We start from the raw sequence: 14,397 nt of genomic DNA, 5'->3' as shown, positions 1-14,397 counted from the left end.
TACGGTCACAAGTGGGAAAAGGTGTCTTGCGTTGGCTATTGTAAAAATTTGTGCGGAGCACTAAAAAAAATGTCATTCCGACGGCAGGAAAAATCTCTAATTCATCATTTCATGCGATAATGCCATAGAGATGTCTCCTTTGGTCGGAATGACATATGCTGCTAGCAGCAATAATTACTTCAAGTCATAGCGGTCCAAATTCATTACCTTGTCCCAAGTGGCAACAAAGTCTTTAACGAATTTATCCTTGGCATCTGCACTGCCATAAACTTCCGCTTGTGCCCGGAGCTCCGCATTAGAGCCAAACACTAAGTCTGCTCGCGTGGCGGTCCATTTCTGTTGGCCTGTCTTGCGATCTTTGCCTTCAAAAAGCTCTTGATCCTCGGAGGTGGCTTTCCATTCGGTGCCCATGTCCAGCAAGTTCAGAAAGAAGTCATTGGTCAAGGTGCCGGGCTTATCTGTAAATACCCCATGCTTGGAGCCATCATAATTGATATCCAACACCTTTAGCCCACCCATCAGCACAGTCAGTTCAGGCGGCGTCAGTGTCAGCAGGTTTGCCTTGTCGACCAAAAGGTCTTCCGTAGAGACATTAAACTTCACCCGGCGGTAATTTCGGAATCCATCCGCTAACGGCTCCAGGTATTCAAAAGCTTCGACATCGGTCTGTTCGGCAGTAGCATCCATCCTACCAGGCGTAAAGGGAACGGTAATAGTGTGGCCCGCATCATTGGCCGCCTTTTCCACCGCTGCACATCCGGCAAGCACAATCGTATCCGCTAGGGAAATCTTTTTATTGCCAGACTGGGCCTTGTTAAAGTCCTGCTGTATGCCTTCCAAGGTTTCCAATACTTTTGCCAGCTGGGCAGGGTTATTGACCTCCCAGTCCTTCTGTGGGGCAAGGCGAATCCTGGCACCATTGGCACCACCACGCTTGTCAGAGCCTCTGAACGTGGAAGCTGATCCCCAAGCGGTGCCGACCAAGGCCGATACAGACAGGCCACTGCGGAGAATTTTTTCTTTCAGGCCTGCTATGTCTTTTTCATCTACTAGTTCATGATCTAGCGCAGGAATCGGATCCTGCCAAATCAACTCTTCCTGGGGAACTTCAGGGCCGAGATACCGATCTTTTGGTCCCATGTCACGGTGGGTGAGCTTATACCAAGCCCTGGAAAATGCATCGGCAAACTCCTCAGGGTTTTCATAGAACCTTCTGGAGATTTTTTCATACTCCGGATCAAAACGCAGGGATAAGTCAGTGGTCAGCATTGTGGGCCTGTGCTTCTTGGACTGGTCAAAGGCATCCGGAACACTTTCTTCGGCGTCCTTGGCCACCCATTGCTTGGCACCGGCAGGACTTTTAATCATTTCCCATTCATATTTGAAAAGATTATCAAAGAAATGGTTGCTCCATTGGGTGGGCGTTTGGGTCCAAGTGACTTCTGGCCCGCCCGTGATAGCATCTGGGCCGACGCCTGAGCGATAAGTATTTTTCCACCCAAAACCTTGTAGCTCCATAGGAGCTGCTTCTGGTTCTGGCCCGATGTGTTCGCCGGGATCTGCTGCACCATGGGTTTTTCCAAAAGAGTGGCCACCCGCGATCAAGGCGACGGTTTCCTCATCATTCATGGCCATACGCTTAAACGTCTCGCGAATATCCTGGGCGGCAGATACCGGATCGCCATTGCCGTTGGGTCCTTCAGGGTCCACATAGATCAGCCCCATGACCACTGCAGCCAATGGATCCTCTAGGTCGCGCTTCCCAGAATAACGCTTATCGGCCAGCCATTCCTCTTCAGAACCCCAGTATACGGCTTCTTCAGGTTCCCAAGTATCTTCACGGCCTCCGGCAAAGCCAAAGGTTTTAAAACCCATAGACTCCAAGGCCACATTGCCTGCGAGAACCATCAGGTCAGCCCAAGAGATTTTATTTCCATATTTTTGCTTGATCGGCCACAATAGCCTGCGCGCTTTGTCCAAACTCGCATTGTCCGGCCAACTGTTTAGCGGGGCAAAACGCTGCTGCCCTCCCCCTGCACCGCCACGACCATCGCCAATACGGTATGTTCCTGCACTGTGCCAAGCCATGCGGATAAACAATCCACCATAATGCCCAAAGTCAGCCGGCCACCAATCTTGGGAATCAGTCATCAGGACATGCAGGTCTTTCTTCAACCCATCGTAATCCAAGCGCTTGAAGGCCTCGGCGTAGTTAAAATCTTCACCCAATGGATTGGAAAGTGGAGAATGCTGCCGGAGAATATTTACTTTTAGCCGATTCGGCCACCAGTCTAGGTTACTGGTACCGCCACCGGCACCCTTCTTGGGAGCAGCACCTGAAAATGGGCATTTTCCATTTCCACTGCTTTCGTTTACATCAAAACTTCGAGAACCATTATTGTTTTCCATTTCTTGATAGTTTTTTTTTGGTTATTGGCAAGTAGCCCTTGCGCTAGAAAGAATATTCAAACTGATTATTATTCGCTGAAAAGAACGAATATAATTTAAAAATTTATAGCTATATGGACAAGCTATATGCTGGTTTTTATCTGTATAGTTTCCTGTGTTAGGCCATAAAATCTATGGCTAAAAAAGGTTAAAGATAATCTGGTTGTACATGAGCATTACCATTATGTCATTCGCATGTAGCTGAAGCTATCTTTGGACTTTAGAGTGCATCCCGGAGCAGCTTTTTCCATCTGTGCGTTGGGTGTCTCCTTCAGGGGCTTTAGAGGTAAAGACGCCAATGGCTCATCATTTATAATTCTCCATTATACATTCATCAATGCGGATCAAGCAATATTTCCGAGGGCAACTTTATTTAAAAGGATGCTATTTCATCTATGAACTGGATGAATCCAAGCGTTGCCGAAAAGCCCACTTCGTAGCCAAAGGCATGGGCATTGTAAACTGTTAAGTCAAGTTAGCTACTGATAAAAGATTTGAACACGGATTTGCAAGGCCTTAAGTATCCTATCTTTGTTTATCAGCGTTCATCCGTAGCCAAATAGCAATTAAAGGTGACGAAGAACATATTTACCCATCGAAATAGGCTATCCTCTCAACTTTACCGCTTGCCCCCAGCTTTTCCGCTTGACCCTTAAACTGTGAACAATCCTTTCCTAAAAAACTAAAAAGGGCTGCCTCTCGGAGAAGCAGCCCAATAAAATCAGGGGTCATTAATTAATGCTAGGTGTTATTTTATCGATTAGATCAGGATAAACCTGCTCTCCATTATTTCTGTCAAATAGGCCAAATCCATGGTTACCGGTATGGCCGTTGTCCCAGTAAAAGGGTACCAATGACTGGTCCAGCATGGCTTGGGTGATCCATTCCAGGTAATAGGCCCTGTAAACCGCGTGGTCTTCCAGGTTTGTCTTGGAAATCGCCCCGTATTCGCCTACGATTACCGGAATGCCTTTATCCACAAAGTGGCTTTTCATTTTCTTAAATTGACCAGTAGCATAGGCTTCACCTCCCCACCCTGCTGTTTTGGAAGGGTTATCGGCATTGGCTCCCCATTCGCTGACCGGACTGTCTGCATCCAGGGCAAACTCATAAGGATCATAGTAATGGACTTCCGCCATTAACCGATCCTTCACCTCATCCACGGGCATCTCCATGAAATCCACCGCATGATCAATATTGGTATTGAAGCTTTGGACGACCAAGTGGCGGTAGGCGTTTCTACCTCCTGTGCCTCGGACAGCATTTACAAACGTCTGGTTGTAGCCGTTTTGTACTGTCCTATATTCTGGCGTTGGCTGACCATAGTCCCCATCTACCATGACCTCATTGGTTCCGGCAAAGAGTAAATGATCATCGTAATCCCTAAAATGAAGGGCAATCTGTACCCACATTGCTTCTAGGCGAGCATTTACTGCATCTTCGGCCACATAAGTAGGTTGCATCCATCCACCGTCCCAGTGGATATTGATGATCGCGTACAGGTCATTGTCCAAGACATAATTGACCACTTCCTCCACACGTTCGGCCCAAGCCGGGTCAATGGTAAAGCTGGATTCGTCCGTAAACTTACTCCACGCGACCGGAATTCGAACAGCCGAAAAACCGGCTGCCTTGACGGCGTCAATGAGCTCCTTGGTGACAGCAGGGTTTCCCCAAGCGGTTTCGCCTCCAATGGCCTCCAAGGAATTGCCCAAATTCCAACCTATCCCTAGCTCAGGGGCTAGTTCCAAACTGCTGATTTCCCGCATCTCCGTTTGATCTGCAGGGATATAATAGCTTGGATGAGATTTCCCGGCCGCTTGGGAAACCTGTATTTCTCGTTGTAAGCTCCCGGCCACAATTTGAACCACAGCTTCTCGGCTGTCAGGAGTTGTATTCGCCAAAGCCGCAATGGAAACGGTTTGGCTTCCTGTTCCGGAAGACGGCGTCATATTGATCCAGTTGGCTGACGCATGAGCCGACCAAGCTGTATTTGACGAAATGGAAACTTCCTTGGATTCTCCATCTGCCTCTAGTTCAATCCGTGTGGAAGAAACATCCAATTTGGAAGGCTCTTCCTCTGAGGACTTACACGCCCATTCCATTCCCAGCAGTAGGAACAGGAAGATGAGGGAAACAACTCGGTTGTTTTGGTGCACGGGTTAAACCTTTTAAGATCAATTCAAAGCTAAAGAATAAGGGTTCCATCAGGGGTGGTCAAATGATAAAGGAAGGGGTGGCATTTGTTTAAAAGGCCTTAAAATGACAGCAAAAAAGGTTTTCGAGGTATAAACTCGACACTTTATTGTCATTTAGAAAAGGAATGTTTTTCTTTTTTGGGAAGCAAAGGAGCCGTCGTTTCTCCAAAATCACGCTGCAAAAATCTGCTAAAAATTACGCGATCAACTTATCCTGCTCCAGTTGACGGCATGCTTCTTTTGGTTCTTGATCTGACGAAGTACCATGGCATGTTGGGGAAGGGAAATTTCGGGATCCTCTGCTATCAGTTGCTGGGCAGCATCCCGAGCCATGGTGAGGATAGGGGCATCCTTGCTGAGGTCAGCAATGATCAGATCCGCCACGCCACTTTGCTGGGTACCCATCAAGTCCCCAGGACCGCGAAGTTTGAGGTCCACATCCGCGATTTCAAAGCCATTATTGGTCCGGACCATGGTATCCAGACGGACACGGCTGTCTTTGGACAACTCATATTTACTCATCAGGATACAGTAAGATTGCTCCGCCCCACGCCCTACCCGGCCACGCAGCTGGTGGAGCTGTGACAGCCCGAAGCGTTCTGCATTTTCGATCACCATGACCGATGCATTCGGAACGTTTACCCCCACTTCGATCACGGTAGTGGCCACCATGATTTTGGTTTCTCCTTTGACAAACCGCTGCATCTCAAAATCCTTGTCCGCAGGTTTCATATTGCCATGTACAATGCTGGTAGGGTATTGAGGAAATGCCCGCTGGATGCTTTCATAGCCGTCCATAAGACTTTTGAGGTCCACCTTTTCGGACTCCTCGATCAGTGGATAGACCACATAGATTTGCCTTCCCAGTTCGATTTCCTTTTTCATAAAGCCAAACACCTTCAGACGGTCTTTGTCATAACGATGGACGGTTTGGATAGGCTTTCTTCCCGCAGGAAGCTCATCGATCACTGAGATGTCCAGGTCACCATAAAGCGTCATGGCCAATGTCCGGGGAATCGGTGTGGCGGTCATGACCAGCACATGGGGGTAGTAATTGGGGTTTTTTGCCCATAATTTTGCCCGCTGGGCCACTCCAAAACGATGCTGCTCGTCCACAATGGCCAATCCGAGATTATGAAACTGCACCACGTCTTCCAACAAAGCATGCGTGCCAATCAGGATATGCAGTTGACCATTAAGCAACTCCCCATGAATGCGGGTTCGGGCGGATTTCTTGGTGGATCCCGTGAGGAGATCGATGCGCAGGCCCATCATGTCGGCATACTCCTTCAATCCTTCGTAATGCTGTGTGGCCAGGATCTCTGTAGGAGCCATCAGGCACGCTTGGGTGCTGGAGCTTATGGCGATCAGGGCACAAATAAAAGCCACCATGGTTTTTCCACTGCCCACATCTCCTTGAATGAGGCGGTTCATCTGCTTTCCAGAACGCATGTCCGCAAACGCTTCTTTGATTACCCGCTTTTGGGCATTGGTCAGTTCGAAGGGCAAATGGTCGGTATAGAATTTGCCTACCAGCTCGGTCTGACCAAGTATTTGGCCTCGGAATTTTTCTGTCCGGGTAAGTTTTAATTTTAGCAGCCGAAGCTGAACAAAGAAAAATTCCTCGAACTTCAGCCGAAACCTTGCTCGTTTTAGCCTATCGGGATCATCGGGAAAATGAATTTGTTTGATGGCGTCTTTTTTGGCCATCAGGTTAAACCGCTCCATGATCGCGGAAGGCAGTGTTTCCTGAATATGGGGATAGGCATTTTGTACCAGCAGGTCCATGATGCGCGAAATCCCCTTGCTGTCCAAGTATCTTGCCCGAAGTTTTTCGGTCGTGGGATAGACGGGCTGAAAGAAGCTCTTTTCCTCCTGTGCCGCGGTAAGCGGTTCCATTTCCGGATGAGCGATGCTAAATTTCCTACCGTATCGGTTGGGTTTACCGAAAAACACATACACCGCCCCGGGCACCAGCTTTTTGGCGACCCACTGGATTCCTTTAAACCAGGTGAGCTCCATCTCACCCGTTTCATCCTCAATATAGGCCACAAGCCGCTTTTTACGGGCCATGCCGATGGTCTCCAGCCGTCGGATTTTGCCAATGACCTGCACATGCTCCAAGTGTTCGGAAAGCTGATTGATTTTATAGAACTTGGTGCGGTCCTCGTAACGGAAAGGATAATGCTGCAGAAGCTCACCAAACGTGTAAATGTCCAGCTCCTTATTCAGCAATGCTGCTTTTTGGGGGCCGACGCCTTTCAGAAACTCTATTTTGGTGTCAAAGAATCCTGGCAATTTCCTGTTCTAATTGATGTTCAGCGTAAATTCAAAATACATTTTTTCAGGGGCATCCCACCCATGATGGCTTTTAACGTAAAGCCTTTCGGACGATCTTATTTTGATCGTAAGGAAGTATTTTGTAGGTGTGGCCATTCTCCCAACCAGCACCAAAGAGCCTTACTTCCGCTCCAGTCGGGCAATATAGAAGCCGTCAAAACCGCTTTCATGGGCAAGGACTTTTTGGTCATCCAAGAATGTAAAGTCCTGTCCCTTTTCCGACTCCAGGAATTTTTCCACCTGTCGTTGGTTTTCGGTGGGCAAGATACTGCAAGTAGCATAGACCATGATGCCTCCAGGCTTGACCATGGAGCAGTAGTTTTGGAGGATGTCCTGCTGGATCAATTGGACATTGGCAATGGATTCAGGGCTGAGCTTCCATTTGGTATCCGGATTTCTCCTTAACACGCCCAATCCTGAGCAAGGCACATCCAACAAGAGCCTATCGGCAGACGCTTTAAGGCGTTTGATGGTTTTATTGTCTTCGATGGTCCGCGTTTCGATAATGCTAATGCCATTTCTCCTGGCCCGGAGCTTGGTGTTTTTGAGCTTCCAGCCTTCGATGTCCATGGAAAGGACACGGCCCTTGTCTCCCATCAGGGTGGCGAGGTGCAGGGATTTGCCGCCAGCTCCCGCACAGGCATCGATTACACGCATGCCCGGCTCCACACCCAGCGCTTGGGCGACCAACTGGGAAGAGGCGTCTTGGATTTCGTAAAGCCCTTCCTTAAATGCCGGGTTACGGAAAATATTTTGGCGCTTTGCCAATACCAGTGCATCGGGATAGCCTTTTGGAGCATAGGTCTCGACACCATCCTCTTGAAGGCGGTTCATCAGCGCTTCACGGGTAGTCTTAAGGGTATTTGCACGGAGGACGACCTGTGCCTGTTCGTTCAAGGCATTGATTTCATCATCCCATTCCTCGCCCAGCAGCTCAGCGCCCATCTCATCCAGCCAGTCAGGAATGGATTGGAGGGCTGCTCGGGAAGTAAGGTCTTCATATTTGCGTTTGACAGCATTGACATGCACTCCTTCAAATTCCTCCCAAGGGGGCAAATGATGGCCCTGCAACAGCCAATACGTACCAAACAGGTGATAAAGGTCTTCAGACGGGCTCACTTCATTGATCAACCGCCACCACCTGACCATTTCATATACTGATTCGGCAATAAATCCGCGGTCCCGGGCGCCCCACTTTTTATTGGATTTCAGCGTTCTTTCGATCACCTTGTCTGCATATTGCTGGTCATAAAAGATTTCTTCAATGGCATTGACGACACCTTTGACCGTATTGGAATATAGCCTCATGAGTTTTTGTCTGTTTAAGACAGCAAAGATAAGGAATTTAAGGGATGAAGCAGCGAGAAAAAGGAGCAAGTAGGCACTGATAAGGATCGAGGCTGATCCTAATACCATTTTTGCAGGTACTTAGCTGAAATTTTCATACTCGGGTAATTTTTCTGCGTCTTCTGGTGCAAATGGTTATATTGGAACACGAACCTTTATAAAACCCACCATGAAGAAGTATTTAGCATTGCTGCTGGTCGCCTTTTCTTGCCAGCAAAAGGAGGTCGCTCCTCCGGATCCTGTAGCGCCTGTCCCCTCCGAGCGGCAGCTGGCCTGGCAGGAATTGGAATTTTATGCCTTTATCCATTTCAACATGAATACCTTTTCCAATATGGAATGGGGCATGGGCGATGAAGATCCCGATACGTTTAACCCTACCGCGCTGGATTGTCGCCAGTGGGCCAAAGTGGCCAAAGATGCCGGCATGAAGGGCATCATCATTACGGCAAAGCACCATGATGGGTTTTGCCTATGGCCTACCGAGACGACAGCACATTCCGTAAAAAACTCCAGCTGGAAGGATGGCAAGGGAGATGTGATCAAGGAACTTGCTGAAGCCTGTCGAGAATACGGGTTAAAGTTTGGCGTGTACCTATCGCCCTGGGACAGAAATAGCCCTCATTACGGGACACCAGCATATATTGATATTTTCAGGGCACAGCTCAAAGAGCTTCTGACCAATTATGGAGACGTATTTGAAGTGTGGTTTGACGGAGCCAATGGTGGTACCGGTTATTATGGCGGTGCCAACGAAGAGCGTCGTGTGGACAAGAAAAATTATTATGACTGGGAAAATACCTATAAGATCATTCGTGAACTTCAGCCCGAGGCGGTGATCTTTTCGGATGCCGGACCTGACCTCCGATGGGTAGGTAATGAAGAGGGCCATGCTTACAAAACCACCTGGTCCAATCTCATGAGAGATGAGGTGTATGGCGGCATGCCTAACTACTCGGCTGATTATTCCGCTGGCCAAGAAAATGGCACCCATTGGGTGCCAGCGGAAGTGGATGTCTCCATCCGGCCAGGGTGGTATTACCATCCTTATGAAGATCATAAAGTAAAATCCCTACCAAAACTGTTGGATATCTATTATGAAAGCTTGGGCCGCAATGGTTCCTTGTTGCTCAATTTTCCTGTGGACCGTCGTGGCCTCATCCACGAGAAGGATGCTGAGCAAGTCCAAAAACTAGCCGATAAGGTCAAAGAGGACTTTGCGCATAATTTGGCTGTGGAGAAAGGTGAAATAGCCGCCTCAGAGACACGCGGGGCAGGTTTTGAAGCCCAACTGGCGGTGGATGAAGATGCCTCGACTTATTGGGCTACAAGCGATGGAAAAGTGTCGGGTTCCTTGACCGTGACTTTTGATGAACCGACTACCTTCAACCGATTCTTGGCGCAGGAATACATCGCACTGGGTCAGCGGGTAAAAGCGTTTACCGTGGAAGTACAGACCGATCGCGGCTGGGAGGAAATCGCCAATGAAACCACCATCGGCTATCGGCGTATTTTGAGGTTTCCGGAGGTGACAGCTACGGCCCTGCGGTTTACCGTGACCGACGCTAAAGCTTGCCCCACTATCAGTGAACTGGGGATATACCTGGCGCCGAAGGTCATCCTGGCCCCGGAAATTTCCCGCTCTGTAGAAGGAATGGTAAGCTTGGATGCAGCCGATGAAGGGCTGGAGATCTATTATACCACCGATGGCAGCAACCCTACCAAAGACAGCAAGGCTTATGCTGAACCTTTTGAGGTGAAATCCCCCATGACCGTTCAGGCTATTGTCATGGACCCGTCCACTGGAAAGATCAGTGAAGTAGGCCGCGTGGATTTTGACTTGGCCAAGGAAGGCTGGAAAGTGATCAATGGAGCCGATAAATCCGGCCAAGCGATTGACGAAGATATTCGCACGAATTACATTAGTGAGAACGATGCAGTGGTCATTGACCTTGGTGCTACTGTGGACTTAAAGGGCTTTACCTACATGCCAATGCAAAACAGGTACATGTCTGGAGTGATTCAGGATTATGCATTTGCTGTCAGCAGCAATGGCACCAACTGGAAAACTGTCAGCAAAGGTGAGTTTGGCAATATTGCAGCGAGTCCCATAGAGCAGAAGATTACCTTTGATCCCGAGAAGGCTCGGTATATCCGGCTAACGGCAACCAAGACGCTGGATGGCAACAAGGCTTCCTTCGCCGAAATCGGCGTGATCACAAAATAATAACTGGTTGATTATCAGAACCCATTTTTCAGCGATGAAGGTGGGTTCTTTTTTATACTTGGGAGAATGTGCCTTGTCGTGTCAGCAACAAAAAAGGTTTCCATCACTGGCTCACCCATTTCTTGAACTTACTTACCTTTTCTCGGCTGACGATAATATCGTCCTCATAATTGACTTTTGGTGTGATCTTAAGCCTGCTATTAACGTGCTTTTTAATGGCTCCAATGGCCTTAACATTCAGGATGATGCTGCGGTTGATCCTGAAAAATTGCGTGGAATCCAGCTGTTCTTCCAGGTCCATTAATTTATCACTCACTAAAAAGTGCTCCCCGCTCACCATTTCCACGAGATAGGTTTGGCCTCCTTCTGCCAAGAAAAAGGCCACATCCTCTTGGTTTTTTTGGAAAAGCTGTTCCCCTGATTTTACTAAAAACCGTGTTTTTTGAGGAAAAGAAGTATCGGCAGGCACTGCCTTTTCCTGATCCGTCTTGGCCTTGGCTTTGGGGTATAGTAATTTGAATTTATCGAACGTCTTGGTCAGGCGTTCATCAGAACAATTTTCATTGATAAAGTCAAGACAATTGAGCGCAAAGGCCTTTTCTGTCACAAAGGGTTTGGCAGAAGTAAATACCACAGGGATAAACTTGTCCATCTTATCGAAAACAGAGGGGTGTAGATCCGTCAGCTCATAGCTTCCCAAAATCACATCGGCCTTACCGCCACCCCGCAGGTATTGGATCGCGTCATCCCAAGAAGGGAACACTGCCACTGTCTTCGCTTCCTCGCATGCTTGGTGAATTTGGTGGCTGAGTCGATAGCCCTCATCAGGCTTGTGCACGACCAGACACTGAATAAATTGCTTTTCGACTTTCATGGTGTTCGTAGTTTCCAGAAAAATATCAATCCGCCTTAAGGCTGATGTCCATGCTTTTGACATGATGGGTCAAGGCACCTACAGAAATATAGTCCACACCACATTCTGCGACATCTTTTAGGGTTTCTTCCGTGATTCCCCCTGATGCTTCTGTAAGCATTTTACCATCAATGAAGGCGACAGCTTCCTTCATCATGTCGTAACTCATATTGTCCAACATAATGACATCCACCCCTCCCACGCGTAACACTTCTTTCACCTCTTCGAGGTTTCTTGTTTCCACTTCGATCTTGAGATCGAGCAAGTTTTCTTTCAGGTAAGCTTTCGTGGCCAAAATAGCTGCTTCAATCCCCCCGGCAAAATCAATATGATTATCCTTGAGCATTACCATGTCATAGAGGGCAAATCGGTGGTTTTCTCCCCCTCCAATGGCTACAGCCCACTTTTCCAACATCCGGAAGTTTGGGGTCGTCTTTCGCGTATCCAAAAGTTTCGCATGGGTATGGGAAATGAGCTTGGTAAGGTTATGTGTTTTGGTAGCAATACCACTCATCCGCTGCATGCAATTAAGCACCAACCGCTCAGTGGTCAAGATAGAAGCTGCCTTCCCCTTTACCTTGAGACCAATGGCTCCCTTGCTTACCTCCTGTCCATCTTCCATGAGCAGCTGAACTTCCAGTTCCTTGTCATAAGAATGAAAAATCAACTCAGCCAACTCAAGCCCGGCGATGATTCCATCTTCCTTGATGAATAATTGTGCACTGCCTTCCTTGTCTTTTGGAATAGCAGCGAGGGTAGAATGATCTCCTTCGCCCACATCCTCTTTAAAGGCAGCCTGGATAAATGCCTCCAGATTTTCTCGTGTTAAGTAGTTTTCTTTCACTCCGTAAAAATAAGAAAAATCGAGAAAGGGAGACCTTTATCGGGAACAACTTCCCAAGTATTTTGCTGAATCGTGCGCTAAGAAAAAAGTTATTCCTTGGTAATGTCCAATGCATAAATCGAACAGCCGCCGCTATCCTTTTTACATTTGATCAAGATCCGGAATTTTGTACCAGCACTGTCATAGGTGCCAATAAAATATTCTATTTGATTCCCAGATGTACCGCGGTGCACAATTTCAAAATCACTGGGAGCAAATTTCTTGAAGAAATCACGCATGACCAGTTCCGCCTGATTCTTGGAATAATCTCCCTCGTTTCCGTTTATGCTTAATTCTACATTCCTATCAAAAAATGCCGCCAAGTCCTTACTGGAACCTGCTTTTATAGATATCGCAATTTCCTTGGAATCGTCATGCTGCGCCCATACCGATGACCCCATAAGGATCATCCCAACTACAAGTAGACAGAAGGTTTTTGATAATAAATGTTTCATTACATCTGTGAAGGACTCAAATTCTAAGCCAAAGTGTGTGATTGTCGGTGAACAAGTTTAAAGTAAACAAAAAAAGGTAATTTTTGCTTAAAACTAAAAGAATAAACCTATAAATCAGAGAAGCAATATTTGCCCTTCGCTGATACATTTTCTTTTCAATCGTATCATCACGTTCTCCACCATCGGCATACCGAACTGGTTTTCAATCCATTAAAACACTAATAGGACAGGCCTGCTAAATAGGAAAAGCCTAAATACTTTCATAAAGCAGGCTTCTCATTACATTTGTAAAAATAACGTAAAAGATAAAGCCCTGCTATGCACTTAAAAAGCCTCCAGTTAATCCAATTCAAAAACTATGAAAAGGCCCTGGTAGCTTTTAGCCCTGAAATCAACTGTTTCTTGGGCATTAACGGCAGTGGAAAGACCAACATGCTGGATGCCATCCACTATCTTTCCCTGACCAAAAGTGCTTTTAACCCCGTGGATATCCAGAATGTCCGGCATGATCAAGGATTCTTTTCCATGAAGGGGGAATTTGACAAAGCGGGAAAATCAGTGGAAATCCAATGCATCCTCGAAGCCCGAAAAAAGAAGCAGGTGTTCAATAATGGCAAAGCCTATGAAAAAATGAGCGAGCATATCGGCCTTTTGCCCGTCGTGCTGATCGCTCCGGATGATACTTCGCTCATCAAAGAGGGCAGTGAAGAAAGGCGGAAATTTTTTGACAGCTTGCTTTCCCAGCTGGACAAAAACTACCTTGGCAAGCTGGTCAGGTATCAGCATTTTTTGAAGCAGCGAAATGCCCTAATCAAGCAGTTTGTAGAGCAGGACAGGATGGACAAAAACCTCTTGGAGCCCTATGATGTGGAGTTGATCCAACTCTCCAAATGGCTCTATGAACATCGAAAAGCATTTATAGACCGGTTTAAACCTTACTTACTCCACCATTATGCAGAAATATCGGGTGAAAGGGAAGCCGTAGAGATTCGCTATGAGAGCCAGTGTGAAAAACCTGATTTTGAAGCGTATTTTTATGGCTGCCTCCAACGGGACCTGATCTTGAAGCGCACCAATGCGGGAGTGCACAAGGATGATTTTATTTTTGAGATAGACGGTCATCCACTCAAAAAATTCGGTTCCCAAGGCCAGCAAAAGTCCTTTCTGATTGCGCTAAAGCTGGCCCAATTCCAGGTTTTTAAGGAAGAAACGGGAACAAAGCCCCTCCTGCTGCTGGATGATATCTTTGATAAGCTGGACGATTTCCGCATCGGTAAAATGATGGAATTGGTGGCCCATCATGAATTTGGCCAGCTGTTCATTACCGATGCCCGCCCGGAGCGGACTCGTAAAATCATGCAGGACATCGAAGCGGATATTGCTTATTTTCACATCGAAGGAGGAAAGGTCAGCAGACAAGAATAAATGAAATATCCCTCAAGCCACTCTTCTTGTTCTGAAAACAAAGGATCAAGCCCTATTGCTGAGGGGGCTCAAGCATCTTGTGGCTAAATCCACAGGTTTTCAATCATGCCGTGCTCATGGCACTTGAGCAGGTGACTACCTGCTCTAAAAAGCATCACCCCTAA

9 protein-coding genes are annotated in these 14,397 nt (G+C 47.3%); 2 read left to right on the top strand and 7 right to left on the bottom strand.

What is annotated here, in order from left to right; all coding sequences use genetic code 11:
* Positions 1-174 precede the first annotated feature (174 nt).
* The 4 genes from katG to ECHVI_RS05655 form a co-directional block, all read right to left on the bottom strand.
* Positions 175-2,409 carry a catalase/peroxidase HPI gene (gene katG, locus ECHVI_RS05670; RefSeq protein ID WP_015265000.1) on the bottom strand — a complete coding sequence of 745 codons (2,235 nt, stop codon included), beginning with the start codon at positions 2,407-2,409 and terminating at the stop codon, positions 175-177.
* Between the two features lie 770 nt (positions 2,410-3,179).
* Entirely contained in the window at positions 3,180-4,607 is a 1,428-nt protein-coding gene (locus tag ECHVI_RS05665) for a cellulase family glycosylhydrolase (protein ID WP_015264998.1), read from the bottom strand.
* Positions 4,608-4,850: 243 nt separating this feature from the next.
* Positions 4,851-6,944, bottom strand: coding sequence for an ATP-dependent DNA helicase RecG (gene recG, locus ECHVI_RS05660; protein ID WP_015264997.1), 2,094 nt, complete (start codon positions 6,942-6,944; stop codon positions 4,851-4,853).
* Positions 6,945-7,106: 162 nt separating this feature from the next.
* A complete protein-coding gene (locus ECHVI_RS05655) occupies positions 7,107-8,294 on the bottom strand; it encodes an RsmB/NOP family class I SAM-dependent RNA methyltransferase (RefSeq protein ID WP_041739499.1) in 1,188 nt (395 codons plus the stop codon).
* Positions 8,295-8,502: 208 nt separating this feature from the next.
* Here ECHVI_RS05655 and ECHVI_RS05650 point away from each other — a divergent pair, with 208 nt between their 5' ends.
* Positions 8,503-10,557 (top strand): alpha-L-fucosidase, encoded by a 2,055-nt coding sequence (locus ECHVI_RS05650; protein WP_015264995.1) that lies wholly within the window; start codon positions 8,503-8,505, stop codon positions 10,555-10,557.
* A gap of 103 nt (positions 10,558-10,660) precedes the next feature.
* Here the strand turns inward: ECHVI_RS05650 and ECHVI_RS05645 are convergent, their stop codons facing one another.
* The 3 genes from ECHVI_RS05645 to ECHVI_RS05635 all read right to left on the bottom strand — a co-directional run bounded on the left by ECHVI_RS05645 (position 10,661) and on the right by ECHVI_RS05635 (position 12,808).
* Positions 10,661-11,431 carry a LytR/AlgR family response regulator transcription factor gene (locus ECHVI_RS05645; RefSeq protein WP_015264994.1) on the bottom strand — a complete coding sequence of 257 codons (771 nt, stop codon included), beginning with the start codon at positions 11,429-11,431 and terminating at the stop codon, positions 10,661-10,663.
* 25 nt (positions 11,432-11,456) lie between these two features.
* Positions 11,457-12,314 carry a carboxylating nicotinate-nucleotide diphosphorylase gene (gene nadC / locus ECHVI_RS05640; RefSeq protein ID WP_015264993.1) on the bottom strand — a complete coding sequence of 286 codons (858 nt, stop codon included), beginning with the start codon at positions 12,312-12,314 and terminating at the stop codon, positions 11,457-11,459.
* Between the two features lie 89 nt (positions 12,315-12,403).
* Complete coding sequence (locus ECHVI_RS05635; RefSeq protein WP_041738348.1) at positions 12,404-12,808, bottom strand: DUF4783 domain-containing protein; 405 nt, start codon at positions 12,806-12,808, stop codon at positions 12,404-12,406.
* 318 nt (positions 12,809-13,126) lie between these two features.
* On the opposite strand from ECHVI_RS05635, the gene recF reads away from it, so the two are divergent.
* The gene (recF, locus tag ECHVI_RS05630; RefSeq protein ID WP_015264991.1) at positions 13,127-14,233 is read left to right on the top strand and encodes a DNA replication/repair protein RecF; all 1,107 of its coding nucleotides are present in this window, start codon (positions 13,127-13,129) and stop codon (positions 14,231-14,233) included.
* Positions 14,234-14,397 lie beyond the last annotated feature (164 nt).

Origin of the sequence: Echinicola vietnamensis DSM 17526 (assembly GCF_000325705.1) — a bacterium.
Taxonomy (GTDB): domain Bacteria; phylum Bacteroidota; class Bacteroidia; order Cytophagales; family Cyclobacteriaceae; genus Echinicola; species Echinicola vietnamensis.
This window is presented reverse-complemented; position numbering and strand designations above follow the sequence as displayed.